Here is a 24,228-nt window from a genome sequence, read left to right as displayed (position 1 = left end):
CACGCTTCTTGTAATCCACTCTGCAGATACGTTGTATTGCAAAGGAGCAATCATGTTGGAAATCTTCTTTCTCATTGGCTTTGTGGTGATGCTGATGGTGACCGGCATCTCGCTGCTGGGGATCTTCGCCGCGTTGTTGGTGGCGGCGGCGTTCATGCTGTTGGGCGGGTTGTTCGCGGTGGTGATTAAGCTGCTGCCGTGGCTAATTTTGGCGGTGGTCGGGGTATGGATTTACCGTTCGATGCAGAAACCGCAGGCCAGGCGTTACTGATTTTTTGCTGAATAATCAGTCAGTCGCGATGAAACTTGCATAACTGCCCGCCACGCTAATGCGGCAGCGATCACAGCTTGGCAGTTTTACCCGGCGATGTGGCACATAAAGCGTGTTTTTTGCCGCACGGGGCTGTTAGGATGTGGGTCGATGCAGTGATGCGACCGATTTCATCACCGTGAGAGACAACCAAAATTCGTGTTGCTGAAGCAACCCCCTGTCTCTGGCGGACTCTGCTCTACCCCTACAAAACGCAGTAACAGAAAGGGCTCCGTAAGGAGCCCTTTTCTTTGGCCGCGATCAGGGGATCAGCAGGCTGGAGCCACTGGTGCTGCGGCTTTCCAATACTTGGTGTGCCCGCTGGGCGTCGGCCAGCGCGAATTTCTGCTCGTCTTTCACTTCTACCCGAATGGCGCCGCTGCCGATCAGGGAGAACAGCTCGTTGCTGGCGTACTGCAGCTCGGCGCGGTTGGTGATATAGCCGTTGAGGGAAGGGCGGGTGACGTACAGCGAGCCCTTCTGATTCAGCAGCGCCAGATCGACGCCGGTCACCGGGCCTGAGGCGTTGCCGAAGCTGACCATCAGGCCGCGACGCTTCAGGCTGTCGAGCGAGGCCAGCCAGGTGCTTTTACCCACCGAATCGTACACCACGCCGACCTTCTCGCCCTGCGTCAGCTCGGCCACCCGCTGGGCGATATCCTCTTTGTGGTAGTTGATGGTGGCCCAGGCGCCGGCCTGTTTCGCCAGCGCGGCCTTCTCGTCGGAACCGACGCTGCCGATCAGGCGCGCACCCAGCGCTTTCGCCCACTGGCAGGCGATCAGCCCGACGCCGCCGGACGCGGCATGGAACAGGAACACTTCACCCGGTTGCACGTCATAGGTCTGGCGCAGCAGGTAGTATACCGTCAGCCCTTTGAGGAAAGAGGCTGCACCCTGTTCAAAGCTAAGGTTGCCCGGCAGCAGCGCCACGCGTTCTGCCGAGACGTTGTGGATCTCGCTGTAGGCGCCGAGCGCCGATTGCGCATACACCACCCGGTCGCCCGGTTTGAGGACGCTGACCCCGGCGCCGACCTTGGTCACCACGCCGGCCGCTTCGGTGCCGAGGCCGCTCGGCAGGCTGGCCGGCGCGTACAGTCCGCTGCGCACATAGGTGTCGATGTAGTTGATGCCGATCGCCTTGTTCTCGATCTGCACTTCGCCGGCAGCCGGATCGAGCGGTGTAAAATCAACGTATTGCAAGACTTCCGGCCCGCCGGTGGCGGAGAATTGAATGCGCTTGGCCATGTTCTACCCTCATTTGGTTATCTGAATTCACCCTATGCCTTTTGGCTGCGGAGATCTAGCCTGCCCGTGCGCCGGCCTGTGGCAATTATGCGGCGGAATCGTGCGGAAAAATCACGTATACTCTTGCGTCAGCAGCTTCACCCTCATTCGCAACCGGATAAAGACTACGTTTCATGGCAGGAAAAAAACCAACCAACAAAACAAACGCGGACGAAACCAGAGAGCGTTCCAGAGATCGTCAGATGGAAGGGCTGAAGATGCCGCCGCACTCGCTGGAGGCCGAGCAGTCGGTGTTGGGCGGTTTGATGCTGGATAACGAGCGCTGGGACAACGTGGCGGAGCGCGTGGTCGCCAACGACTTCTTCAGCCGCCCACATCGCCTGATCTTTACCGAGATGCAGCGTCTGCTGGAGATGAGCAAGCCTATCGACCTCATCACCCTGTCCGAATCGCTCGAGCAGAAGGGTGAACTGGACTCGGTCGGCGGCTTCGCCTACCTGGCCGAGCTGTCGAAAAACACCCCGAGCGCCGCCAACATCGGCGCCTACGCCGACATCGTGCGCGAGCGCGCGGTGGTGCGCGAAATGATCTCGGTGGCTAACGAAATCGCCGACGCCGGCTACGATCCGCAGGGGCGCAGCAGCGAAGACCTGCTCGATCTGGCGGAATCCCGCGTATTCCAAATCGCCGAGAACCGCGCCAGCAAAGACGAAGGCCCGAAGGGCATCGAACGCATCCTGGAGGACACCGTATCGCGCATCGAACAGCTGTATCAGCAGCCGCACGACGGCGTGACCGGGGTCGATACCGGCTATCAGGACCTCAACAAGAAAACCGCGGGCATGCAAAAGTCCGATCTGATCATCGTCGCCGCCCGTCCATCGATGGGGAAAACCACCTTCGCCATGAACCTGTGCGAAAACGCCGCGATGACCCAGGAAAAACCGGTGCTGATCTTCAGCCTGGAGATGCCCGGCGAGCAGATCATGATGCGTATGCTGGCGTCGCTGTCGCGCGTGGATCAGACGCGCATCCGTACCGGTCAGCTCGACGACGAGGACTGGGCGCGCATTTCCAGCACCATGGGTATCCTGCTGGAGAAGCGCAACATGTACATCGACGACTCCTCCGGCCTGACGCCGACCGAAGTGCGCTCGCGCGCGCGGCGCATTTTCCGCGAGCACGACGGGCTTAGCCTCATCATGATTGACTACCTGCAGCTGATGCGCGTGCCGGCCCTGTCCGACAACCGTACGCTGGAGATCGCCGAGATTTCGCGCTCGCTGAAGGCGCTGGCGAAAGAGCTGCAGGTGCCGGTGGTGGCGCTGTCGCAGCTGAACCGTAGCCTGGAGCAGCGCGCCGACAAACGCCCGGTTAACTCCGACCTGCGTGAATCCGGCTCTATCGAGCAGGACGCCGACCTGATTATGTTCATCTATCGTGATGAGGTGTATCACGAGAACAGCGATCTGAAAGGGATCGCGGAAATTATTATCGGTAAGCAGCGTAACGGCCCGATCGGTACCGTGCGCCTTACCTTTAACGGCCAGTGGTCGCGTTTCGACAACTACGCGGGGCCACAATACGATGACGAATAATCAGCTAAGGAACTGAAATGAAAGCGGCAACCGCTGTAATCGACCGCCGCGCTCTGCGACATAATCTGCAACAGGTGCGCCGCCAGGCGCCGCAAAGCCGCCTGATTGCCGTTGTGAAAGCAAACGCTTATGGACATGGCCTGCTGGAAACAGCACACACCCTGCAAGACGCCGACTGCTACGGCGTGGCGCGCATCGACGAGGCGCTGATGCTGCGTTCCGGCGGCATCGTCAAACCGATCCTGCTGCTGGAAGGCTTCTTCAGTGCCGAAGATCTGCCGGTGCTGGTGGCGAACAACATCGAAACCGCGGTGCACTGCATCGAACAGCTCGAAGCGCTGGAGCAGGCCGAGCTGGCGCGCCCGGTGCCGGTGTGGATGAAGCTCGATACCGGCATGCATCGGCTGGGGGTGCGCCCCGAACACGCGGAGGCGTTTTATCAGCGCCTGTGCGCCTGCCGCAACGTGGCGCAGCCGGTCAATATCATGAGCCACTTCAGCCGCGCCGATGAACCGGAGTCCGACACCACGTTGAAACAGATCGCCTGCTTTGAGCAGTTCGCGCGCGGTAAACCGGGCCAGCGCTCGGTCGCCGCCTCCGGTGGCACGCTGCTGTGGCCGGATGCCCACAATGAGTGGGTGCGCCCCGGCATCATTCTGTACGGCGTGTCGCCGCTGGATAACGGCAGCGGCGCCGAGCATGGTCTGCAGCCGGCGATGACCCTGAAATCCAGCCTGATCGCGGTGCGCGAGCACAAGGCCGGCGAAGCGGTCGGCTACGGCGGCACCTGGGTCAGCCCGCGCGATACCCGGCTGGGCGTGGTGGCGATGGGATACGGCGACGGTTACCCGCGCAGCGCGCCGACCGGTACGCCAATCCTGATCAACGGCCGCGAAGTGCCGATCGTCGGCCGGGTGTCGATGGACATGATTTCGGTCGATCTCGGGCCGGACGCCGCCGATAAGGTGGGGGATGAAGCGGTGCTGTGGGGCCAGGCGCTGCCGGTCGAACGCATCGCCGCCTGCACCGGCATCAGCGCTTACGAACTGATCACCAAGCTCACGCAGCGTGTGGCGATGGAATACATCGGCGACTGATGCGCCGCAGGGGCCGACGCGCGTCGGCCCCGTTTCTCAGCGGGTTACTTCTTTACCGCCAACCACTTGTCGATAACCTTCTGATACTCGCCGGTCGCCTTGGCCAGGTGCAGCCACTGATCCACATACAGTTTCCAGCTCAGATCGTCGCGCGGCAGCATGTAAGCCTTCTCGCCGTACTGCATCGGTTTGGTCGGATTCACCGCGCACAGCTTCGGATAGCGCTTCTGCTGGTACAGCGCCTCGGAGGCGTCGGTGATCATCACGTCCGCCTTGCGATCCACCAGCTGCTGGAAAATGCTCATGTTGTCGTGCGTCAGCGTGAGTTTGGCCTTCGGCAGATAGGCGTGCACGAAGGCTTCGTTGGTGCCGCCCGCCGGTTCCAACAGACGCACCGACGGCTTGTTGATCTGTTCGATAGTGCGGTATTTCTTCACGTCGGTGCAGCGCACCAGCGGGATTTTGCCGTCGGTATCCAGCTTGTCAGCGAAGAACACCTGTTTTTGCCGCTCCAGCGTGACGGAGATGCCGCCCATCGCGATGTCGCACTTGCCGGAGGCGAAGTCCGGCGTCAGGGTTTTCCAGCTGGTTTTCACCCACTTCACATTGGCGCCCAGGCTCTTGGCCAGCGATTGCGCCATGTCGATGTCGATGCCTTCATAGCTGCCGTCTTCCTTGAGGAAGGTATAGGGCTTGTAGTCGCCGGTGGTGCAGACCTCCAGGGTCTTTTGCTGCAGCACTTTGTCCAGGTGGGATTGCGCGCTGGCGCTGCCGGCGCCGAGCAGCAGCGCGAGGGGGAGTAGCTTTTTCATCTGGCGTCCTTTTTATACATTCGTGGTTTTATGCGTTACTTCGCCGTTAATTGTCGTTTGTCTGCATGAGTTAGCCGTTTTTTATGCCGCTTACCGGCGAAAACGCCGGGCGTTGCTGCTGTACGCGATTCAAGCGCCAGGGTGTGACGTCGGCAACGGTAAAAAAACTGGTAGGCTGTAACGTCAACATTTATTAACACAGTTTACAGGTGGCTATGTACAACATTGACGATTTTGATATGAAAATCCTGACGCTGTTACAGGCCAACGGCCGTCTGACCAATCAGGAGCTGAGCGAGCTGGTCGGGCTCTCGGCCTCCCAATGTTCGCGGCGGCGCATCAGCCTGGAGCAGGCGCAGCTGATTCGCGGCTACCACGCGCGGCTGGCGCCGGAGGCGGTCGGCCTGGGGCTGGTGGGGCTGATTGAAGTCAGCCTGATCACGCACGCGCAGGAGCAAATCGACAGCTTTCATCAGATGCTGGAGGACGTGGACGCGATCCTTGACGCATACAAGACCACCGGCGACGCCGATTACCTGCTGAAAGTGGCGGTGGCTGACCTGCCGGCGCTGAGCGAATTCATCAGCCAGACGCTGTCGCCGCACAAAAGCGTGGCGCATATCAAAACGGCGGTGGTGCTCAATCGCATCAAGGAAAACGGTTTGTTGCCGGTGGCGCGAGAAAGCTGAAACCGAATGCGCTTTTCCGTCTATATTAGGAACGTAACGCTGTGCCTAAACCACAATAAATAAACCAGGAGAAAAACCCCGTGTTCCAGAACGTTGACGCCTATGCCGGCGATCCCATTCTGTCGCTGATGGAAAAATTCAAACAAGACCCGCGCGCGCACAAGGTAAACCTGAGTATCGGCCTGTACTACGATGCGCAGGGCATCATTCCGCAGATGCGGGCGGTCGCCGCGGCGGAAGCGCAGTTGAACAGCGTCGAGCACGGCGCCTCGGTATACCTGCCGATGGAAGGGCTGCAACCCTATCGCTCCGCCATCCAGCAACTGCTGTTCGGCGCGCAGCATCCGATGCTGCAGCAGGGGCGCATCGCCACCATTCAGACCGTCGGTGGTTCCGGCGCGTTGAAAGTGGGCGCCGACTTCCTGAAAAGCTACTTCCCGGATTCGCAGGTGTGGGTCAGCGATCCGACCTGGGAAAACCACGTCGCCATCTTCAGCGGCGCCGGTTTCAAAGTGAATACCTATCCGTATTTCGACAGCGAAAGCCTGGGCGTGAAGTTCGACGCCATGCTCGCCGCGCTGAAACAGCTGCCGAAGCACAGCATCGCGCTGCTGCATCCGTGCTGCCACAACCCGACCGGTTCCGACCTGACCCCTACCCAGTGGGATGAGGTGGTCAAGGTGATCGCCGATCGTGAAATCATTCCGTTCCTTGATATCGCCTATCAGGGCTTCGGCGGCGGCATGGAGCAAGACGCCTACGCCATTCGCGCCATCGCGGCGGCCGGCCTGCCGTGCCTGGTGAGCAACTCGTTCTCGAAGATCTTCTCGCTGTACGGCGAGCGCGTCGGCGGCCTGTCGGTGGTGTGCGAAAGCGAAGAGGCGGCCGGGCGCGTGCTGGGCCAGCTGAAGGCCACCGTGCGCCGCAACTACTCGAGCCCGCCGAACTTCGGCGCGCAGCTGGTGGCCAAGGTGCTGAACGACGCCCAGCTGAAAACCCAGTGGCTGGACGAAGTGGAGAGCATGCGCACCCGCATCCTCGAGATGCGTCACGCGCTGGTGGACACCCTGAAGAGCGCGCTGCCGCAGCGCAATTTCGATTACCTGCTGGCTCAGCGCGGCATGTTCAGCTACACCGGTTTCAGCGCGGCGCAGGTCGATCGCCTGCGTGAAGAGTTCGGCGTCTACCTGATCCACAGCGGCCGCATGTGCGTGGCCGGCCTGAACCACAACAACGTGCGTCAGGTGGCCGAGGCGTTTGCCGCGGTGCAGTAACGCCTGTTAGTCTGAACGGACGTTCATCGGGGAGCGATAGCGATATCGCTCCTTTTTTATTGCCGGTGCGCCGCCGAAGTTGCCGCAAACCGGAGAGAGAATATACTGATTGAGGGGCGCTCACTCATGTGGCATCAGCAAACGCTAATCCTCAGCGCAAAAGCGCGTGGCTTTCATCTGGTTACCGACGAGATCGTCAACCAGTTAACCCACTTACACCGCCTGCAAACCGGCCTGCTGCATCTGTTGCTGCAGCATACCTCGGCCTCGCTGACGCTCAACGAGAACTGCGATCCCACGGTGCGAGCCGATATGGAGCAGCATTTCCTGCGCCAGGTGCCGGAAAACGCACCCTATCAACATGACTACGAAGGGCCGGACGACATGCCGGCGCACATCAAATCCTCGCTGCTGGGCGCTTCCTTGACGCTGCCCGTCAGGCACGGGCGGCTGATGTTGGGCACATGGCAAGGCATCTGGCTGGGGGAGCACCGCATCCACGGCGGAGCACGCCGTATTGTGGCCACATTACAGGGGGAATAACCCAATGAATAACAGCGCATTGCTGGAGTACTGCATGGCGAAGCCGGGCGCGGAGCAAAGCGACCAGAACCAGTGGCAGGCCAGCCAGATCAAGGTGGGCGACGTGATGTTCGCGATGGTGTGCGAGGTCGAAGGACGGCCGGCGCTGGCAATCAAGTCCAGCCCGGAGCTGGCGGAAAGCCTGCGCGAGCACCACCCGGAGATCGTCGCCTGCGACGGCCTGAACAAGGCGCACTGGAATACGGTGTTTCTCGACGGCAACCTGCCGAACTCGCAGTTTTATACGCTGATCGACAGCTCCTATCAGCTGGTGGTGGAAGGCCTGCCCGAACACGTGCGCCAGGAACTGCGCGCCTGATTGCCGGGCGGCGGCACCGCCCGTTTTTCTCCTGCTTTTTCGTGTTAAATCGTGATCGCGGCTTTAAATTGGGAACGTTCCCTTTTTGTCGTCAGGAAAAAACGGCTACGCTTGGGCATTCAAGAAACGCGATAAGATTAAGGAGGCCGACATGGCCATCAGCGAAGAAAAGCGCAAGATGATCGCCGGGGAGCTGTACGACGCCGGTGATGACCTGCTGCGCAGCGAACGTCGGCGCGCGCGCCAGTTGACGCATCGCTATAACCACTCCTCGCCGGAAGAGGGCGAGCTGCGCAAACAATGGCTGGACGAGCTGCTGGGCGGCTATCAGGGCGGCACCATCGAGCCGACCTTCCGCTGCGACTACGGCTATAACATCTATCTCGGCAAGAACTTCTACGCCAATTTCGACTGCGTGATCCTCGACGTGTGCGAGGTGCATATTGGCGATAACTGCCTGCTGGCGCCGGGCGTGCATATCTACACCGCCACCCATCCGCTGGACGCCGAGACCCGCGTCGGCGGCGCGGAGTTCGGCAAGCCGGTCAAGATTGGCGACAACGTGTGGATCGGCGGGCGCGCGGTGATCAATCCGGGCGTGACTATCGGCGATAATGCGGTCGTGGCCTCCGGCGCGGTAGTGACCAAAGACGTGCCGGCCAACTGCGTGGTGGGCGGCAACCCGGCCAGGGTCATCAAGCAGCTATAAAAAAACGGGCGCCGCCGGGCGCCCGCTGTCATCAGGCTCGCAGCGAGTCGATATCCACCACGAAGCGGTACTTCACGTCGCTTTTCAGCATGCGCTCATAGGCCTCATTAATTTGCTGCATCGGGATCAGCTCGATATCGGACGTGATGCCGTGTTGGCCGCAGAAGTCCAGCATCTCTTGCGTTTCCGCGATGCCGCCGATCAGCGAACCGGCGATACGGCGGCGCTTCATGATCAGGTTGAACACCTGCGGCGACGGATGATCGTGCTCCGGCGCGCCGACCAGCGTGAGGGTGCCGTCGCGGCGCAGTAAGTTGAGGAACGGGTTCAGATCGTGCTGAGCCGCTACCGTGTTGAGGATGAAGTCGAAGCTATTAACGTGCTGCGCCATTTCATCCGGGTTGCGTGAAATCACCACTTCATGGGCGCCGAGGCGCTTGGCGTCTTCTATTTTCGACGGCGAGGTGGTGAACAGCACCACGTGCGCGCCCATCGCCTGCGCCAGTTTGACGCCCATGTGCCCCAGCCCACCGAGGCCGACGATGCCGACCTTTTTGCCTGGCCCCGCGCCCCACTGGCGCAGCGGCGAATAGGTGGTGATGCCGGCGCACAGCAGCGGCGCGACCCCGGCCGGATCGAGGTTTTCCGGCACGCGCAGCACGAAGTCCTGATCTACCACCAGATTGGTGGAGTAGCCGCCGTAGGTTACGGCACCGGTCTGACGATCCTGGCCGTTATAGGTGCCGGTAAAGCCGTTCTCGCAATACTGTTCCAACCCCTCATCGCAGCTCGGACAGCTGCGGCAGGAATCCACCATGCAACCGACGCCGACCAGATCGCCGACCCGGTAACGCGAGACATGGCCGCCGACGGCGCTGACGCGCCCGACGATTTCATGGCCTGGTACCACCGGGTAAATCGTATTGCTCCATTCGTTGCGAGCCTGATGCAGGTCCGAATGGCAGACACCGCAGAACAACACCTGAATTTGCACATCGTGGTCGCGCAGGGCGCGCGGTGGGTAATCGAAAGGCACCAGCGCAGACTTCGCATCATGCGCGGCATAGGCATGGGTAATGTTCATGGTCGCTCCAGTTATCAATGTAGGGGGGACAACGCTTGGCCGGCAGCGGAGTGCCGGTAAGATGCGGCCTGAATCAGACAGGGCGGCCGCCGAGGGAACATTGATGATAAAAGCGGTGAGTGCGGAGGGAAATGCCTGAAAATGTCGAAATCTTGCCCGTTTCTGTTTGATTGCAATGAAACGGGTCAGCGTGCGGGTCGCCTGAACGACGGCCCGCACGTTGGCGATATTACTTGTTCAACAGCGGTTTCAGGAAGCGCGCGGTGTGCGATTTTTCACACTCGGCCACGGTTTCTGGCGTGCCGGCGACCAGGATCTCGCCGCCGCCGCTGCCGCCTTCCGGCCCCAGATCGACGATCCAGTCGGCGGTCTTGATCACGTCCAGGTTATGCTCGATGACCACGATGGTATTGCCCTGATCGCGCAGCTGATGCAGCACCGCCAACAGCTGTTGGATATCGGCGAAGTGCAGGCCGGTAGTCGGTTCGTCGAGGATATACAGCGTCTGGCCGGTGCCGCGTTTCGACAGCTCGCGCGCCAGCTTGACGCGCTGCGCCTCCCCGCCGGAGAGCGTGGTGGCCGACTGGCCGAGGCGGATGTAGGACAGGCCGACATCCATCAGGGTCTGCAGCTTGCGCGCCAGCGCCGGCACTGCGTCGAAGAAGTCACGCGCTTCTTCGATGGTCATCTCCAGCACTTCGTGGATGCTCTTGCCTTTGTACTTCACTTCGAGCGTTTCGCGGTTATAGCGTTTGCCCTTGCACTGGTCGCACGGCACGTAGATGTCCGGCAGGAAGTGCATTTCGACCTTGATCACCCCGTCGCCCTGGCAGGCTTCACAGCGCCCACCCTTGACGTTGAAGCTGAAGCGGCCCGGCGTATAACCGCGGCTGCGCGATTCCGGCACGCCGGCGAACAGCTCGCGCACCGGGGTGAAGATACCGGTGTAGGTGGCCGGGTTGGAGCGTGGCGTACGGCCGATCGGGCTCTGATCGATGTCGATCACCTTGTCGAAATGTTCCAGGCCGGTCACTTCGCGGAACGGCGCCGGCTCGGCGATGGTGGCGCCGTTAAGCTGGCGCTGGGCGATCGGGAATAGCGTATCGTTGATCAGCGTCGATTTGCCGGAGCCGGACACGCCGGTGATGCAGGTAAACAGACCGACCGGCAGCGTCAGCGTCACGTCCTTCAGGTTGTTGCCGCGCGCGCCGCTCAGCTTCAACACTTTGGTCGGATCGGCCGGCACACGCTGCGCGGGAATGGCGATCTCGCGCTTGCCGCTGAGGAACTGGCCGGTCAGCGATTCCGGCTGCGCCATGATGTCGTCGACGGTGCCTTCTGCCACCACCTGGCCGCCGTGCACGCCGGCGCCGGGGCCGATGTCGATCACGTGGTCGGCGGCGCGGATGGCGTCTTCGTCATGCTCCACCACGATCACCGTGTTGCCGAGGTTACGCAGGTGGATCAGCGTTTCCAGCAGGCGCTCGTTATCGCGCTGGTGCAGGCCGATCGACGGCTCATCCAGCACGTACATCACGCCCACCAGGCCGGCGCCGATCTGGCTGGCCAAACGAATACGCTGCGCTTCACCGCCGGAGAGCGTTTCCGCCGACCGGGACAACGACAGGTAGTTCAGGCCGACGTTCACCAGGAATTTCAGGCGATCGCCGATCTCTTTCAGCACTTTCTCGGCGATCTTGGCGCGCTGGCCGCTGAGCTTCATGTTCTGGAAGAAGGTCATCGCATGGCCGATGCTCAGATCGGAGATTTCCGGCAGCGTGGTGTCTTCGACGAACACGTTGCGCGCTTCTTCGCGCAGACGGGTGCCGTGACACGAGGCGCAAGGGCGGTTGCTGATGAACTTCGCCAGCTCTTCGCGCACCGCGCTGGATTCGGTCTCTTTATAGCGGCGCTCCATGTTGTGCAGCACGCCTTCGAACGGATGGCGGCGCACGGTGGTGTCACCGCGATCGTTGATGTATTTGAATTCGATCGACTCTTTGCCAGAGCCGCTCAGCACCGCCTTCTGTACGTCGGCGCTCAGGGTGTTGAACGGCGCTTCGACGTCGAACTCATAGTGCTCCGCCAGTGAACGCAGCATCTGGAAATAGTAGAAGTTGCGGCGATCCCAGCCGCGGATCGCGCCGCCGGCCAGCGACAGCTCGGGGTTTTGCACCACGCGATCCGGATCGAAGAACTGCTGCACGCCCAGGCCATCGCAGGTCGGGCAGGCGCCGGCCGGGTTGTTGAAGGAAAACAGGCGCGGTTCCAGCTCGCGCATGCTGTAGCCGCAGATCGGGCAGGCGAAGTTGGCGGAGAACAGCAGCTCGTCCGCTTTTTCGTCGTCCATGTCCGCCACCACCGCGGTGCCGCCGGACAGCTCCAGCGCAGTTTCGAACGATTCGGCCAGGCGTTGCGCCATGTCGTCGCGCACCTTGAAGCGATCGACCACCACTTCGATGGTGTGTTTTTTCTGCAGCTCCAGCTTCGGCGGATCGGACAGATCGCACACTTCACCGTCGATGCGCGCGCGGATATAGCCCTGGGCGGCCAGGTTTTCCAGCGTTTTGGTGTGCTCGCCCTTGCGATCTTTCACTACTGGCGCCAGCAGCATCAGGCGCTTGCCTTCCGGCTGGCTCAGCACGTTATCGACCATCTGGCTGACGGTTTGCGCCGCCAGCGGCACATGGTGATCCGGGCAGCGTGGCTCGCCGACACGGGCGAACAGCAGGCGCAGGTAGTCGTGGATCTCGGTGATGGTGCCGACCGTGGACCGCGGGTTGTGCGAGGTGGATTTCTGCTCGATGGAGATCGCCGGCGACAGACCTTCAATATGGTCGACGTCCGGCTTTTCCATCAGCGACAGGAACTGGCGCGCATAGGCGGAGAGTGATTCGACATAGCGCCGCTGCCCTTCGGCGTACAGCGTATCGAAAGCCAGCGAAGACTTGCCGGAACCGGACAGGCCGGTGACGACGATCAGTTTGTCACGCGGGATGATCAGGTTGATGTTTTTCAGATTATGGGTTCGAGCACCACGAACTTCGATATTGTCCATTTACACTTCCCGTCTTGATGATACACCGCGCCTGTCGCGATTTTTGCGGGGGATTTTGTGATGGATCTCGCAAAAAACCGGCACAGCCAGGTCGAAACGCATAATTATGACACAAAAAAACCTGAATGAATATCCAGTATGAGAATGCAACAAGGTCGATCGAAAAGACAATTCTGGAATGCAATTCGCACTTATCAACACGGGTGTGGTTTCGTACTCAGCGTGGTAAACTGACGCGTTTATACTGTGTAGAAATCAATCATCGGGAGAAGTGCTCATGGCCAGCAGAGGCGTAAACAAAGTAATTCTGGTCGGGAATCTGGGTCAGGATCCAGAAGTCCGTTACATGCCGAACGGCGGCGCAGTGGCCAACATTACCCTGGCGACCTCCGAAAGCTGGCGTGACAAGGCGACCGGCGAACAGAAAGAGAAGACCGAGTGGCACCGCGTCGTGCTGTTCGGCAAACTGGCCGAAGTGGCGGGCGAATACCTGCGTAAAGGCTCTCAAGTCTACATCGAAGGCTCCCTGCAGACGCGTAAATGGACCGATCAGTCCGGCGTGGAAAAATACACCACCGAAGTGGTGGTTAACGTCGGCGGCACCATGCAGATGCTGGGCGGCCGTCAGGGCGGCGGCGCACCGGCAGGTCAATCTGCCGGCGGCCAGGGCGGTTGGGGCCAGCCTCAGCAGCCACAGGGCGGCAACCAGTTCAGCGGCGGCCAGCAGCAGTCTCGCCCGGCGCAGAGCAGCGCTCCGGCGGCCAGCAGCAACGAACCACCAATGGATTTCGACGACGATATTCCGTTCTAAGCCTGGCGACAGCGCTAAAAAAAACCCCGCTCAGGCGGGGTTTTTTGTGCTCGTTAGCCGCTGATTTTCTGCGGCGGTGTCGCCAGTCAGTAAATTGCTACCGGGTTGATGTTGACCTGGGTTGAACCGACATACAGCGGTTGCCCCAGTACGAACAGGAATTCCCAGGTTTTCGTGCGCACCAGTGGGCGGCTGTCGATCAGTTCCAGGTTATAGACGCCGCGCTTGGCCAGCAGGTATTGGTTGACCGGGAACTCTTCGTCATTTTTCGGGTTAGGGTACACTTCGGAAGCCCAGGTATCACCGCCAAAGGCCACGATGCCTTGGTCAGCCAGCCACTTCGCCGCTTCCATACCGATACCCGGTTCGACCTCCAGGAATTTTTTATTGTCCTTACCAATCAGCTCCAGCCAACCGGTATTAAATAAAACAACGTCGCCTTTTCTTAAGCTAATGCCCTGCTTCTTAAGCACCGCTTGAATATCCGCAACGGAAAATTCGGTGCCGCCCGGAACGATGTCTTTATGATAATAAGCCGTCATATCGAGCACCACGCCGCGGGTGACCATGGGCGGCACTTTTTCCACGCCCAATTTTTTCACGCCATCTACGGTGACGAAGTCCGCCGCCTTATTGCCGTTATAATAAACGTTGTCGATGCCGATATGGCCTATACCGTTCAACTGGGTGCCGACGCCGGTCCAGGCATTCACCAATTCATCATTAAAGGTGAATTTATTTGGGCCAAGCGTTTTGCCGTCCTGCTGACCAGGCTGAATATTATATAAACGGAAGCTACGGTGGCGGAACGCCGGGAAATCTTTATCGACGGGAACCGCCAATGACAATGTCTTGCCCTGTTTTACCAGTTGCACGGACTGTAGTACCCCTTCCGGCGTGAGCAGGTTGGCGGCGCCGATTTCGTCTTTTGCACCGTAAACAGAAGGGTACCAGTCTGACGGCTGAGCGGCGGACTCTGCGGCCTGTGCAGGCACTGTGGCAAGCAAAGGCAGCAAGAGGGAGAGGCGATACAATGATTTCATCAGTGACTCATCCTTATAACGACGTAGTGCAGAGTGAATGAAAATGAACCGTCCGGACATAGGCGACGTCAGGCCGCCGAATAATAACCGGTGGAGAAAGAGGCTCATTTTTAGTACGCGGGTGTTTTAGCGTAATGCTTTATAAAGCGTGGCGAATAACCACCCGACGATGACTTCCTTATGCGGAAATAGATAACGCCGTGCGAGCGGCGTCATTGATATTATTTTTTCAGCTCTGCACTCATGGTGACGAAATTGCCCATGTAGGCGCTGGTGATTTTGTAGCCGCTTGCACCGGCCTCTTGCGCTTTTTTAGCGATGAGAGCTTCGGTGGAGTCCAGCGTTCTACCGGTTGCGGTAACGCTTTCTGCTGCGGCGTTAAACGACAACATGGAAAACAGAGCGAGTGAAATAACGGTGGTCATGGTTTTCATATCTTTATCCTGTGTTCGACAATTCGAAAAATAAGGGTGTCCGGTACGACACGATGGAGCGAAGGATAAAGGGGACGGTGAGGTGAATAAATAACAGAATCGTCAATAAACTATTCCGTTTTTGTACATAAACTGATTCGATTGTTGTCTTTCAAGCGGTATTGGTGGGGTATAGCGGGGGTGGTGAACGGGTATGTATCGACCTTCAGGCTTACACTCCGCGGCAAGCGAATAAATAAAAAGCCCCTTACGGGGCTTGGACGTTACGCCGAGAAACCGCCGTCGATGCTCAGGCTGGCGCCGGTGATGTAACCCGCCTGCGGGCCGGCGAGGTAGGCGACGAAGCTGGCGATCTCTTCATCTTTGCCGTAGCGGCCGATCGCCATCAGCTGCTTGAGTTGATCGGCGAATTCGCCGGCGTCCGGGTTCATCTCGGTGTCTACCGGGCCGGGCTGCACGTTATTGACGGTGATGCCGCGCGGGCCGAGATCGCGCGCCATGCCTTTGGTCAGGCCGATCAGCGCCGATTTGCTCATCGCATACACCGCCGCACCGCCGAACGGCACGCGCTCGGCGTTGGTGCTGCCGATGTGGATGATGCGCCCGCCGTCATTCATGTGGCGCGCCGCTTCCTGGCTGGCGACGAACACGCTGCGCACGTTGACCGCTAGCATGCGATCCAGATCGTCCAGCGCCAGCGCTTCGGTGCTGCCCAGTGTAAACACCCCGGCGTTGTTCACCAAAATATCCAGGTTGCCGAAGTGGCTGACGGCCTGACGCACCGCCTGCTGCAGCGCCGCCGCATCGGCGCTGTCGGCCCTGATGGCGAGGGCTTTGCCGCCGGCGGCGGTAACGGCGCTTGCCACCGCTTCGGCGCGATCGGCCGAGGTGGCGTAGGTAAAGGCGACCGCGGCCCCTTCACTCGCCAACCGTTTCACGATGGCGGCGCCGATGCCGCGTGAGCCGCCTTGGACGAATGCGACTTTGCCTTGCAGAGGATGTGCTGTGGTCATGTTATTTCTCCAAAGTGGGTGAGGGTAAGGCGTTATTCCCAGTATCGGTGAAATGTCCGGCGGCCACTGTTCACAAAGAGCTTTGCCTGCCCACAACGAGAAAAGCCCCTTGCGGGGCTTCTTTCTTCCGTCGGTTGGCTGTTCGACGATCAGTTGAAGATTTCTGCGGTGCCGTACAGTTTGTTCTGGCCACCGGCGGCGACGATGCGGTAGGAACTGGCGCCCGACGCGGCGGCTTTGCTGGCCAGTTCGCTTTCCAGCGCGCTCAGGTTGGTGGCGCCGCTAACGGAGATTACGCCGATTTTTTGGGCGTCTGCAGCGGGTTGGCTGGAAGGCAGGTCAGCGGCGAAGGTAGCGAAAGAAGCGGTAGCCAGCAGCGCAGCGGTAGCAAAAATTTTGACGTTTTTCATGATGTGTTCCTCAGAGTATTTGTTAGGTGAGAGCCCGTTGCCTCTCGATGTGTTAAATAGTAGTGCACCGGGTGTGAATAAAAAATCGGAGAGTTTTGAGTATCTCTGTCAAATAAACTGATTGTTTTTCACCCGCTGGCGCGCGGTAAAAATCGCCACTACCCTTTACAGAGGATCTTTAACCGGAGAAGCGTAATGACGGTAAACGCGTTTATCGGCAGCTGGGCGCTGGTGTCGTCGGTGTTCAAAAACCAGAACGGCGAGCTGAATTACCCGCTGGGCGAGCAGGTGTTGGGGCGCATCCACTATGAGGCCAACGGCACGATGGCGGCGCAGCTGTATAGCGCCGTGCGGCCGCGTTTCGCCGCCGACGATTTGGCGCAGGGGTCTGAGCGGGAGATCCGCGCCGCCTTCATCAATATGATTTGCTACTTCGGCCACTATCAGGTGGAGGAAAGCGAACAGCGGGTGGTGCATCAGGTCGAAGGCTGTTCGTTCCCCAACTGGATAGGCAGCCGTCAGGTGCGTTTTTACGCTTTCAGCGGCGATCGGCTGACGTTGCGCACGGTGCCCTTGCAGCTCGGCAACGGCGTGCAGGTTGGCGAACTGGTGTGGCAGCGGACAGAGGCTTCGTCATGATCATTGTTCATCATCTCAACCACTCGCGATCGCAGCGCATTCTGTGGTTTTTGGAAGAGCTGGGTGTGCCCTATCAGGTGCAACGCTACGAGCGCGATCCGCAGACCCTGCTGGCGCCGGCGGCGCTGAAAAAGATCCATCCGCTGGGCAAATCGCCGGTGATCGTCGACGGCGATCTGACGCTGGCGGAATCCGGCGCCATCATCGAATATTTGCAGGAAGCCTATGACGCGCAGGGCATGTTCATGCCGACCGACTTCCACGCGCGCCAGCAGTATCGCTATTGGCTGCACTACGCCGAAGGATCGCTGATGCCGCTGTTGGTGATGAAGCTGGTGTTCAGCCGCCTTGGCCAGCCGCCGATCCCCTGGCTGCTGCGGCCGGTGGCCGGCGCGATCGGCAAGGGCGTGCAGCGCGAATACCTCGACAAACAGATCGCGCCGCACTGCGAATACCTCGAACAGCACCTGAACAAGGGCAGCTGGTTTGTCGGCAACGATTTCAGCGCGGCGGATATTCAGATGAGCTTTCCGCTGGAGGCGATGGCGGCGCGCGGCGCGTTGGACAATTGCCCGAAACTGCGCGGCTTCCTGCAGCGCATTCATGCCCGGCCCGCCTACCAGCGGGCATTGGAGCAGGGCGGCCCTTACGACCTGCTGAGTTAAGCGGATGGGCTATACTCGATGGGGTCATTCTTCATCGGAGGTAGCCCATGGCTACGCAAATCTTCGTTAACCTACCCGTACGCGATCTGCCCGCCTCGATGGCGTTTTTCACCCACCTGGGGTTCGCTTTCAACCCGCAATTTACCGACGATACCGCCGCGTGCATGGTGGTCAGCGACACGATTTACGTGATGCTGCTGACCCATGACAAATTCAGGATGTTTACCCCGAACCCGATCGGCGACGCCAAACAGGCCACCGAGGTGCTGGTGTGCCTGTCGCAACCCAGCCGGGCGGCGGTGGACGAACTGGTGCGCAAGGCGATCGCCGGTGGCGGCAACACTTATCATCAGCCACGCGACTACGGCATGATGTACGGCCATGGCTTTCAGGACCTGGACGGCCATATCTGGGAATTGATGTATATGGATCCCGCTGCGGTACAGGCGCAATAATCTCGCCGGGGCGTCCGTCGCCCCGGTTTTATCGTGCAGACGCCATTCCCGCCACTTTCTGCATAAATTGCCGCGATCTTTAGTTGATTAGACGCCATGGAAGGCAGGATAATCGTTTGCCTTGAATAAACCACCATAAATTACCCGTACCGCGCGCTGCGAGTTAAACGTTTGCCTTGGTGCGCATTGCCGTTGGCGATGCGACGGAAGGGCAAGGAAGCGGAACGTGACGTAAACGATTACGTGGCGATCGGGCGCGGGCGAGATGACAGGCCTGCTGTGACGGGCCGATTAATGAAACACAGGGGAAGTAACCTATGTCGAACTCTCAAGCGAACCACGCCGCAAAACCAACCGGCGGGCTTGATGGCTATTTTAAAATTTCCGCGCGCGGCAGCAGCGTGCGACAGGAAGTGGTGGCGGGGCTGACCACCTTCCTGGCGATGGTGTACTCGGTGATCGTGGTGCCGAGCATGCTGGGCAAAGCGGGCTTCCCGCCGGCGGCGGTGTTTGTCTCTACCTGCCTGGTGGCCGGGCTGGGCTCGCTGCTGATGGGGCTGTGGGCTAACCTGCCGATGGCCATCGGCTGTGCGATCTCATTGACCGCTTTCACCGCCTTCAGCCTGGTGCTGGGCCAGCACATCAGCATTCCGGTGGCGCTGGGCGCGGTGTTCGTGATGGGCGTGCTGTTTACCGTCATCTCGGTCACCGGCATCCGCGCCTGGATCCTGCGTAACCTGCCGATGGGCGTGGCGCACGGCACCGGCATCGGCATCGGTCTGTTCCTGCTGCTGATCGCCGCCAACGGTGTCGGCCTGGTGGTGAAGAACCCGCTGGATGGCCTGCCGGTGGCGCTTGGCGCCTTCACCTCCTTCCCGGTGGTGATGACGCTGGTCGGCCTGGCGGTGATCTTCGGCCTGGAGAAGCTGCGCGTGCCCGGCGGCATTCTGCTGGTGATCATCGCCATTTCCATCATCGGCCTGATCGTCGATCCGGCGGTGAAATACCAGGGGCTGTTCGCCATGCCGAGCCTGGCGGACGCTGACGGCAAATCGTTGATCTTCAGTCTGGATATCATGGGCGCGTTGCAACCGGTGGTGTTGCCGAGCGTGCTGGCGCTGGTGATGACTGCGGTGTTCGACGCCACCGGCACCATCCGCGCGGTGGCCGGGCAGGCCAACCTGCTGGATAAAGACGGGCAGATCATCAACGGCGGCAAGGCGCTGACCTCGGATTCCCTGAGCAGCATCTTCTCCGGCCTGGTGGGCGCCGCGCCCGCCGCGGTCTACATCGAGTCCGCTGCCGGCACCGCCGCGGGCGGCAAAACCGGCCTGACCGCCACCGTGGTCGGCATCCTGTTCCTGCTGATCCTGTTCCTGTCGCCGCTGGCCTATCTGGTGCCGGTCTACGCCACCGCGCCGGCGCTGATGTACGTCGGCCTGCTGATGCTGAGCAACGTCACCAAGCTGGACTTCAACGACTTCGTCGACGCAATGGCCGGCCTGCTGTGCGCGGTGTTCATCGTGCTGACCTGCAACATCGTCACCGGCATCATGCTGGGCTTCAGCTCGCTGGTCATCGGCCGCATCTTCTCCGGCGAATGGCGCAAGTTGAACATCGGCACCGTGCTGATCGCCGTGGCGCTGGTGGCGTTCTACGCCGGCGGCTGGGCGATTTAAGCCTCTTGGGTTTCCCTCGCCCATCGGGCGGGGGAGCCTGTGACGGCAATTCCCTTCTTAAGATAAGTCTTCTTCTGCTCTGCACCGCGTTTTGAAAGGCACAACAAGCTTTAACGGCTGTAAAAAAAGTGATCTACTATCGGGACCAACGCAGGCCCTGAGCCGATGTCGTCTGAATCGTAGAGTCTAAGGAAAGCATGGAAATCTTTTTTACAATCCTCATTTTGATCCTGGTGGTCTCCCTGTCCGGGGTGGTGACGCGCATGTTGCCGTTCCAGGTGCCGCTGCCGCTGATGCAAATCGCCATCGGGGCCCTGTTGGCCTGGCCGCATTTCGGGCTGCACGTCGACTTTGATCCCGAACTGTTCCTGGTGCTGTTCATCCCGCCGCTGCTGTTCGCCGACGGCTGGAAAACGCCGACGCGCGAGTTCCTGCATCACGGGCGTGAAATTCTCGGCCTGGCGCTGGTGCTGGTGCTGATCACCGTGGTCGGCGTCGGTTATCTGATCTACGCCATGGTGCCGGGCATTCCGCTGGTGGCGGCCTTCGCGCTGGCGGCGGTGCTGTCGCCGACCGATGCCGTGGCGCTGTCCGGCATCGTCGGCAAAGGGCGGATTCCCAAGCCGATCATGGGCGTGCTCGAGGGCGAGGCGCTGATGAACGACGCGTCCGGCCTGGTATCGCTCAAGTTCGCCATTGCGGTGGCGATGGGCACCATGGTGTTCACCGTGGGCGGCGCGACCCTTGAATTCCTCAAAGTGGCGATCGGCGGCCTGTTGGCCGGCGTGGCGGTCACCTGGACCTACAGTAAGTCGCTGCGGGTGATGAGCCGCTGGAGCGGCGACGATCCGGCGACCCAGATCGTGTTCCTGCTGCTGCTGCCGTTCGCTTCTTACCTGATTGCCGAACACATCGGCGTCTCCGGCATCCTGGCGGCGGTGGCGGCGGGGATGACCATCAGCCAATCCGGCGTGATCCGCAACGCGCCGCTGGCGATGCGTCTGCGCGCCAACAGCGTATGGGCGATGCTGGAGTTCGTGTTCAACGGCATGGTGTTCATCATGCTGGGCCTGCAGCTGCCGGGCATTCTTGAAACCTCCATCCTGCAGGCGGAGCTGGATCCGACCATCCAGACCTGGTATCTGTTCGCCGACGTGGCTACCATCTACGCCGCACTGCTGGTGCTGCGTTTCACCTGGCTGTGGGTGATGAAGAAGGCCAGTAACCGCTTTATGAAAAAGCGTCCGCTGCAGTTCGGCGATTACAGCACGCGTGAGCTGTGGGTGGCGTCGTTCGCCGGGGTGCGCGGGGCGATTACCCTGGCCGGCGTGCTGTCGATACCGCTGTTGCTGAGTGACGGCACCGCCTTCCCGGCGCGCTATCAGCTGGTGTTTATCGCCGCCGGAGTGATCCTGCTGTCGCTGATTGTCGGCGTGCTGGCGTTGCCGCTGCTGCTGCGCGGCGTGCAGGTGGCCGACAAGAGCGCCAGCAAGCACGAAGAGCGCATGGCGATCGCCATGGCGGCCGAGGTGGCGATCGAGAGCGTGAATAAAATGGAAGAGCGCCTGGTTGCCGATACCGAAGAGAACCTCGATCCGCAGGTGTTGAAAGAGGTCAGCTCGCGGGTAACGGGCATGCTGCGGCGGCGCATCGCGTCGAAAGACGATATCGAGAATGCGCTGGCGATGGAAAACCTCGAGCGGCGTTTCCGCCTGACGGCGCTGCGCGCCGAGCGCGGCGAGCTGTACCACCTGCGCGCCACGCAGAAAATCAGCAACGAGACGCTGCAAAAACTGCTGCACGATCTCGACCTGCTCGAAGCGCTGTTGATCGAACGCGAAGGGTAAACCCCAGAAGAGGAATAAACGTTTTTCCTCTTTATTTCTGTCCTGAAGGGCCGCCTGTGCGGCCCTTGTTTTTTGGCTACTTGAGCGGCGGCCAATAGTCGCGGCAGCAGGCGATCCAGGCCTGCGCGCTGTGCGACAGGTAGCTGCCCTGACGCCAGATCAGGCCGATTTTCCACTCCATGCGCGGCTCCAGCGGCAGCCAGACCAGGTTTTCCTTGTCCAGCCAGCGGCAAACCGGCTCCGGCAGCATGGCGATGCCCACGCCGGCCTGCACCATCGAGGCGAGGAAGTCCCATTGGCCGCTGCGCACCGCGATTTGCGGTTCAAAACCGGCCTGGCGAAACGCCTTCATCAGCATCTTGTAAAGCGCAAAGTCTTCGTTATAAATCAGGATCGGGCTGTCGGCCAATTCGGCGATATTGATGCGGGTGCGGTTGAGCCACTGCGGCGTGCGCGGCGCCACTACGCACATCGGATGGCCCAGCAGCGGCAGAAAGGTCAGCGGTTGTTCCGAATCGAAGGGTAACACCGTCATCGCCAGATCCAGTTCGCCGGACATCACCGCCTGTTCGACCGACAGCCCGCCCAGCTCGGAAATCTTCAATTCGATACCGGGGTAGGTTTGGCGAAAGCGGCGGATCAGATCGGCGATCTGCCTGCCCACCATTGGCGGAATGCCCAGCCGCAGCACGCCCTTTTTCACCGAGCTGATGTCTTCCAGCTCCGCCTCCAGTTGCCGGAATTCGTCGAGGATCGTCAGGCCACGCTGATACACCGCCTGGCCGCTGTCGGTCAGGCGCAGTTTGCGGCCTTCGCGGATCAGCAGCGTGCACTCCAGCTCCTCCTCCAGATGCCGCAGCATCTTGCTGATGGTGGGCTGGGTGACGAACAGTTTTTCCGCGGCGCGGGTGAAGCTTTGCTGGCGCACCACTTCAACGAAGTAGCGCAGGGTGCGGACATCCACGTTAGGGTTCTCCTTGGGGACGCTACCGGCGGGAAACTATTCCCGGACGGCATGATGTCGATAATTTTAATTCATTTCAGGCGTGGTTTCCCGGCTGCGTATACTGTAGGCCGTTAATTTATTGTTTGAGGTCATCTTTCATGTCTCTGGCGTTACGCCGCGTTGCCCCCTCCCTGCTGACCCGCTTGCAGGTGCCGATTCAGGTGGCGTTGTATGCGGCGCTGTTCCTGATCGCCGATCGTCTGGTGCAACAATTCCACCTGCCGCTCCCCGCCAATATCGTCGGCATGTTGATGCTGCTGGCGCTAATCCTGCTGCGCATTCTGCCGCTGAGCTGGGTTAAGGCCGGCTCCCGCTGGCTGCTGGCGGAAATGCTGCTGTTTTTCGTGCCGGCGGTGGTGGCGGTGGTCAACTATGCCCAGCTGTTGATGGTCGAGGGCTGGAAGATCTTTTTGGTGATCGCGGTCAGCACCATGCTGACGTTGGGCGCCACCGGGCTGGTGGTGGACAGGGTGTATCGGCTGGAGATTTGGCTGCAGCGCCGGAAGCAGCGTCATGAATGATTTTATCCTTAGCCTGGCCTGTTTTCTGGCGACGCTGGCGCTGTACTTCGCCAATAAGAAGCTGTATCGCCGCCGGCGCACGCTGTTGCTGATGCCGCTGGTGCTGACGCCAATGATCCTGGTGCTGCTGCTGGTGGTCACCCACATCTCCTATCAGGACTATATTGGTGAAACTCACTGGCTGCTGTGGCTACTGGGGCCGGCAACCATCGCTTTCGCGGTGCCGGTGTATGAGAACCTGCATATCATCCGCCGCCACTGGCTGTCGCTGACCGCCGGCGTAACGACCGCGGTGCTGGTGGCGGTGTACAGTTCGGTGTGGCTGGCGCGCCTGCTGACGTTGCCGGAAGAGGTGCAGCGCAGCCTGGCGGTGCGGTCGATCACCACGCCGTTCGCGCTGGAGGCCGCCAAACAGATGGGCGGGCAGCCGGATCTGGTGGCGCTGTTCGTGGTGATCACCGGGGTGTTCGGCATGGCGGTGGGGGATATTTTGTTTTTGCGGCTGGCGGTGCGCAGCCGTCTGGCGAAGGGCGCCGGATTTGGCGCCTCGTCGCACGGTGCCGGCACCGCTCGCGCTTATGAGCTGGGGCCGCAGGAGGGCGTAGTGTCGAGTTTGGTGATGATGCTGGCCGGCATCATTACGGTCGTGGCCGCGCCATTGATCGGCCGGCTGATGTGGTAAGACCTCTCGGGGCGGGCTCTGCCGCCCCTTTTACGTTATCTGTCGTTGGGAACGGTGCCGTTGGTGGACGCCAGAAAAAACGAAGAAATTTTTCAGCATAATTTTTCTCATCGTTATAACAAAAAACGATAGATGCGCCGCAGGCAAAATCGCCGTCCATTTTAATTGGAAGTAAATTAATTAAAAAATAAATTATTATCATTAAAACAATAAAGTATAACTTATTGATATCGAGGGGCTCTTACC

25 protein-coding genes are annotated in these 24,228 nt (G+C 60.2%); 16 read left to right on the top strand and 9 right to left on the bottom strand.

Translation table 11 applies throughout. The annotated features are described in order from the left end of the window. The first annotated feature begins 52 nt into the window (after nucleotides 1-52). Nucleotides 53-271 (top strand): envelope stress response protein PspG, encoded by a 219-nt coding sequence (gene pspG, locus BVU99_RS01785; protein WP_025304448.1) that lies wholly within the window; start codon nucleotides 53-55, stop codon nucleotides 269-271. Nucleotides 272-571: 300 nt separating this feature from the next. On the opposite strand, the gene BVU99_RS01780 is transcribed toward pspG, so the two are convergent. After that, nucleotides 572-1,555 carry a quinone oxidoreductase gene (locus tag BVU99_RS01780; RefSeq protein WP_025304447.1) on the bottom strand — a complete coding sequence of 328 codons (984 nt, stop codon included), beginning with the start codon at nucleotides 1,553-1,555 and terminating at the stop codon, nucleotides 572-574. A gap of 173 nt (nucleotides 1,556-1,728) precedes the next feature. Between BVU99_RS01780 and dnaB the strand changes: the two genes are divergently transcribed. Further along, complete coding sequence (gene dnaB, locus BVU99_RS01775; RefSeq protein ID WP_025160134.1) at nucleotides 1,729-3,153, top strand: replicative DNA helicase; 1,425 nt, start codon at nucleotides 1,729-1,731, stop codon at nucleotides 3,151-3,153. 17 nt (nucleotides 3,154-3,170) lie between these two features. Beyond that, on the top strand, nucleotides 3,171-4,250 hold the full coding sequence (gene alr, locus BVU99_RS01770) for an alanine racemase (protein ID WP_049204323.1): 1,080 nt from the start codon (nucleotides 3,171-3,173) through the stop codon (nucleotides 4,248-4,250). 44 nt (nucleotides 4,251-4,294) lie between these two features. Here the strand turns inward: alr and BVU99_RS01765 are convergent, their stop codons facing one another. Continuing rightward, nucleotides 4,295-5,062, bottom strand: a complete 768-nt coding sequence (locus BVU99_RS01765; RefSeq protein ID WP_025304445.1) for a transporter substrate-binding domain-containing protein — start codon at nucleotides 5,060-5,062, stop codon at nucleotides 4,295-4,297. A 215-nt stretch (nucleotides 5,063-5,277) separates the two neighbouring features. Between BVU99_RS01765 and BVU99_RS01760 the strand changes: the two genes are divergently transcribed. The 5 genes from BVU99_RS01760 to maa all read left to right on the top strand — a co-directional run bounded on the left by BVU99_RS01760 (nucleotide 5,278) and on the right by maa (nucleotide 8,635). Continuing rightward, on the top strand, nucleotides 5,278-5,751 hold the full coding sequence (locus BVU99_RS01760) for an Lrp/AsnC family transcriptional regulator (protein ID WP_038874314.1): 474 nt from the start codon (nucleotides 5,278-5,280) through the stop codon (nucleotides 5,749-5,751). 80 nt (nucleotides 5,752-5,831) lie between these two features. Next, nucleotides 5,832-7,025, top strand: coding sequence for an amino acid aminotransferase (locus BVU99_RS01755; protein ID WP_049208295.1), 1,194 nt, complete (start codon nucleotides 5,832-5,834; stop codon nucleotides 7,023-7,025). A gap of 126 nt (nucleotides 7,026-7,151) precedes the next feature. After that, nucleotides 7,152-7,568 carry a secondary thiamine-phosphate synthase enzyme YjbQ gene (locus BVU99_RS01750; RefSeq protein WP_004936779.1) on the top strand — a complete coding sequence of 139 codons (417 nt, stop codon included), beginning with the start codon at nucleotides 7,152-7,154 and terminating at the stop codon, nucleotides 7,566-7,568. Between the two features lie 4 nt (nucleotides 7,569-7,572). Further along, nucleotides 7,573-7,926 carry an MmcQ/YjbR family DNA-binding protein gene (locus BVU99_RS01745; protein WP_025304442.1) on the top strand — a complete coding sequence of 118 codons (354 nt, stop codon included), beginning with the start codon at nucleotides 7,573-7,575 and terminating at the stop codon, nucleotides 7,924-7,926. Between the two features lie 151 nt (nucleotides 7,927-8,077). Beyond that, nucleotides 8,078-8,635: a maltose O-acetyltransferase gene (maa, locus tag BVU99_RS01740; protein WP_025304441.1), complete on the top strand. Its 558-nt coding sequence runs from the start codon at nucleotides 8,078-8,080 to the stop codon at nucleotides 8,633-8,635. 31 nt (nucleotides 8,636-8,666) lie between these two features. Here maa and BVU99_RS01735 read toward each other — a convergent pair whose 3' ends face one another. Both BVU99_RS01735 and uvrA read right to left on the bottom strand, forming a co-directional pair. Next, a complete protein-coding gene (locus BVU99_RS01735; protein WP_025304440.1) occupies nucleotides 8,667-9,719 on the bottom strand; it encodes an NAD(P)-dependent alcohol dehydrogenase in 1,053 nt (350 codons plus the stop codon). Nucleotides 9,720-9,948: 229 nt separating this feature from the next. After that, nucleotides 9,949-12,777, bottom strand: coding sequence for an excinuclease ABC subunit UvrA (gene uvrA / locus BVU99_RS01730; protein WP_025304439.1), 2,829 nt, complete (start codon nucleotides 12,775-12,777; stop codon nucleotides 9,949-9,951). A gap of 277 nt (nucleotides 12,778-13,054) precedes the next feature. Between uvrA and ssb1 the strand changes: the two genes are divergently transcribed. Beyond that, on the top strand, nucleotides 13,055-13,588 hold the full coding sequence (ssb1, locus tag BVU99_RS01720; protein ID WP_025304438.1) for a single-stranded DNA-binding protein SSB1: 534 nt from the start codon (nucleotides 13,055-13,057) through the stop codon (nucleotides 13,586-13,588). Between the two features lie 86 nt (nucleotides 13,589-13,674). Here ssb1 and BVU99_RS01715 read toward each other — a convergent pair whose 3' ends face one another. From BVU99_RS01715 to BVU99_RS01700, 4 genes are all read right to left on the bottom strand, one after another. Further along, the gene (locus BVU99_RS01715; RefSeq protein ID WP_237651423.1) at nucleotides 13,675-14,739 is read right to left on the bottom strand and encodes a cyclase family protein; all 1,065 of its coding nucleotides are present in this window, start codon (nucleotides 14,737-14,739) and stop codon (nucleotides 13,675-13,677) included. A 113-nt stretch (nucleotides 14,740-14,852) separates the two neighbouring features. Continuing rightward, complete coding sequence (locus BVU99_RS01710) at nucleotides 14,853-15,065, bottom strand: DUF1471 domain-containing protein (protein ID WP_004936800.1); 213 nt, start codon at nucleotides 15,063-15,065, stop codon at nucleotides 14,853-14,855. 263 nt (nucleotides 15,066-15,328) lie between these two features. After that, on the bottom strand, nucleotides 15,329-16,078 hold the full coding sequence (locus tag BVU99_RS01705; protein ID WP_099816662.1) for a 3-oxoacyl-ACP reductase family protein: 750 nt from the start codon (nucleotides 16,076-16,078) through the stop codon (nucleotides 15,329-15,331). Between the two features lie 149 nt (nucleotides 16,079-16,227). Next, nucleotides 16,228-16,488, bottom strand: coding sequence for a YdgH/BhsA/McbA-like domain containing protein (locus BVU99_RS01700; RefSeq protein WP_099816661.1), 261 nt, complete (start codon nucleotides 16,486-16,488; stop codon nucleotides 16,228-16,230). A gap of 195 nt (nucleotides 16,489-16,683) precedes the next feature. Here BVU99_RS01700 and BVU99_RS01695 point away from each other — a divergent pair, with 195 nt between their 5' ends. From BVU99_RS01695 to BVU99_RS01675, 5 genes are all read left to right on the top strand, one after another. Next, on the top strand, nucleotides 16,684-17,127 hold the full coding sequence (locus BVU99_RS01695; RefSeq protein ID WP_099816660.1) for a lipocalin-like domain-containing protein: 444 nt from the start codon (nucleotides 16,684-16,686) through the stop codon (nucleotides 17,125-17,127). Next, nucleotides 17,124-17,792: a glutathione S-transferase gene (locus BVU99_RS01690; RefSeq protein WP_025304433.1), complete on the top strand. Its 669-nt coding sequence runs from the start codon at nucleotides 17,124-17,126 to the stop codon at nucleotides 17,790-17,792. The genes BVU99_RS01695 and BVU99_RS01690 overlap by 4 nt, the downstream gene beginning before the upstream one ends. Before the next feature lie 47 nt (nucleotides 17,793-17,839). After that, nucleotides 17,840-18,247 carry a VOC family protein gene (locus BVU99_RS01685; protein ID WP_025304432.1) on the top strand — a complete coding sequence of 136 codons (408 nt, stop codon included), beginning with the start codon at nucleotides 17,840-17,842 and terminating at the stop codon, nucleotides 18,245-18,247. Nucleotides 18,248-18,564: 317 nt separating this feature from the next. After that, a complete protein-coding gene (locus tag BVU99_RS01680) occupies nucleotides 18,565-19,926 on the top strand; it encodes an NCS2 family permease (RefSeq protein WP_025304431.1) in 1,362 nt (453 codons plus the stop codon). A gap of 197 nt (nucleotides 19,927-20,123) precedes the next feature. Continuing rightward, entirely contained in the window at nucleotides 20,124-21,773 is a 1,650-nt protein-coding gene (locus tag BVU99_RS01675) for a Na+/H+ antiporter (RefSeq protein ID WP_025304430.1), read from the top strand. A gap of 76 nt (nucleotides 21,774-21,849) precedes the next feature. Here BVU99_RS01675 and BVU99_RS01670 read toward each other — a convergent pair whose 3' ends face one another. Next, nucleotides 21,850-22,737 (bottom strand): LysR family transcriptional regulator, encoded by an 888-nt coding sequence (locus tag BVU99_RS01670; RefSeq protein ID WP_025304429.1) that lies wholly within the window; start codon nucleotides 22,735-22,737, stop codon nucleotides 21,850-21,852. Nucleotides 22,738-22,877: 140 nt separating this feature from the next. Here BVU99_RS01670 and BVU99_RS01665 point away from each other — a divergent pair, with 140 nt between their 5' ends. Then, complete coding sequence (locus tag BVU99_RS01665; protein WP_004936830.1) at nucleotides 22,878-23,300, top strand: CidA/LrgA family protein; 423 nt, start codon at nucleotides 22,878-22,880, stop codon at nucleotides 23,298-23,300. After that, nucleotides 23,293-23,982 carry an LrgB family protein gene (locus BVU99_RS01660; protein ID WP_004936833.1) on the top strand — a complete coding sequence of 230 codons (690 nt, stop codon included), beginning with the start codon at nucleotides 23,293-23,295 and terminating at the stop codon, nucleotides 23,980-23,982. The genes BVU99_RS01665 and BVU99_RS01660 overlap by 8 nt, the downstream gene beginning before the upstream one ends. Nucleotides 23,983-24,228: the final 246 nt, after the last annotated feature.

The organism is Serratia sp. OLAL2, from assembly GCF_002752475.1.
Taxonomy (GTDB): domain Bacteria; phylum Pseudomonadota; class Gammaproteobacteria; order Enterobacterales; family Enterobacteriaceae; genus Serratia; species Serratia bockelmannii.
Note: the sequence above shows the minus strand (reverse complement) of the source record. Positions and strands in the feature narration are given on the sequence as shown.

What these genes read in the sequence shown, in the direction of transcription:
- pspG (WP_025304448.1), top strand. Translation starts at nt 53, where the DNA reads ATGTTGGAAATCTTCTTTCTCATTGGCTTTGTGGTGATGCTGATGGTG.
- BVU99_RS01780 (WP_025304447.1), bottom strand. Translation starts at nt 1,555, where the DNA reads ATGGCCAAGCGCATTCAATTCTCCGCCACCGGCGGGCCGGAAGTCTTG.
- dnaB (WP_025160134.1), top strand. Translation starts at nt 1,729, where the DNA reads ATGGCAGGAAAAAAACCAACCAACAAAACAAACGCGGACGAAACCAGA.
- alr (WP_049204323.1), top strand. Translation starts at nt 3,171, where the DNA reads ATGAAAGCGGCAACCGCTGTAATCGACCGCCGCGCTCTGCGACATAAT.
- BVU99_RS01765 (WP_025304445.1), bottom strand. Translation starts at nt 5,062, where the DNA reads ATGAAAAAGCTACTCCCCCTCGCGCTGCTGCTCGGCGCCGGCAGCGCC.
- BVU99_RS01760 (WP_038874314.1), top strand. Translation starts at nt 5,278, where the DNA reads ATGTACAACATTGACGATTTTGATATGAAAATCCTGACGCTGTTACAG.
- BVU99_RS01750 (WP_004936779.1), top strand. Translation starts at nt 7,152, where the DNA reads ATGTGGCATCAGCAAACGCTAATCCTCAGCGCAAAAGCGCGTGGCTTT.
- BVU99_RS01745 (WP_025304442.1), top strand. Translation starts at nt 7,573, where the DNA reads ATGAATAACAGCGCATTGCTGGAGTACTGCATGGCGAAGCCGGGCGCG.
- maa (WP_025304441.1), top strand. Translation starts at nt 8,078, where the DNA reads ATGGCCATCAGCGAAGAAAAGCGCAAGATGATCGCCGGGGAGCTGTAC.
- BVU99_RS01735 (WP_025304440.1), bottom strand. Translation starts at nt 9,719, where the DNA reads ATGAACATTACCCATGCCTATGCCGCGCATGATGCGAAGTCTGCGCTG.
- uvrA (WP_025304439.1), bottom strand. Translation starts at nt 12,777, where the DNA reads ATGGACAATATCGAAGTTCGTGGTGCTCGAACCCATAATCTGAAAAAC.
- ssb1 (WP_025304438.1), top strand. Translation starts at nt 13,055, where the DNA reads ATGGCCAGCAGAGGCGTAAACAAAGTAATTCTGGTCGGGAATCTGGGT.
- BVU99_RS01715 (WP_237651423.1), bottom strand. Translation starts at nt 14,739, where the DNA reads ATGAGCCTCTTTCTCCACCGGTTATTATTCGGCGGCCTGACGTCGCCT.
- BVU99_RS01710 (WP_004936800.1), bottom strand. Translation starts at nt 15,065, where the DNA reads ATGAAAACCATGACCACCGTTATTTCACTCGCTCTGTTTTCCATGTTG.
- BVU99_RS01705 (WP_099816662.1), bottom strand. Translation starts at nt 16,078, where the DNA reads ATGACCACAGCACATCCTCTGCAAGGCAAAGTCGCATTCGTCCAAGGC.
- BVU99_RS01700 (WP_099816661.1), bottom strand. Translation starts at nt 16,488, where the DNA reads ATGAAAAACGTCAAAATTTTTGCTACCGCTGCGCTGCTGGCTACCGCT.
- BVU99_RS01695 (WP_099816660.1), top strand. Translation starts at nt 16,684, where the DNA reads ATGACGGTAAACGCGTTTATCGGCAGCTGGGCGCTGGTGTCGTCGGTG.
- BVU99_RS01690 (WP_025304433.1), top strand. Translation starts at nt 17,124, where the DNA reads ATGATCATTGTTCATCATCTCAACCACTCGCGATCGCAGCGCATTCTG.
- BVU99_RS01685 (WP_025304432.1), top strand. Translation starts at nt 17,840, where the DNA reads ATGGCTACGCAAATCTTCGTTAACCTACCCGTACGCGATCTGCCCGCC.
- BVU99_RS01680 (WP_025304431.1), top strand. Translation starts at nt 18,565, where the DNA reads ATGTCGAACTCTCAAGCGAACCACGCCGCAAAACCAACCGGCGGGCTT.
- BVU99_RS01675 (WP_025304430.1), top strand. Translation starts at nt 20,124, where the DNA reads ATGGAAATCTTTTTTACAATCCTCATTTTGATCCTGGTGGTCTCCCTG.
- BVU99_RS01665 (WP_004936830.1), top strand. Translation starts at nt 22,878, where the DNA reads ATGTCTCTGGCGTTACGCCGCGTTGCCCCCTCCCTGCTGACCCGCTTG.
- BVU99_RS01660 (WP_004936833.1), top strand. Translation starts at nt 23,293, where the DNA reads ATGAATGATTTTATCCTTAGCCTGGCCTGTTTTCTGGCGACGCTGGCG.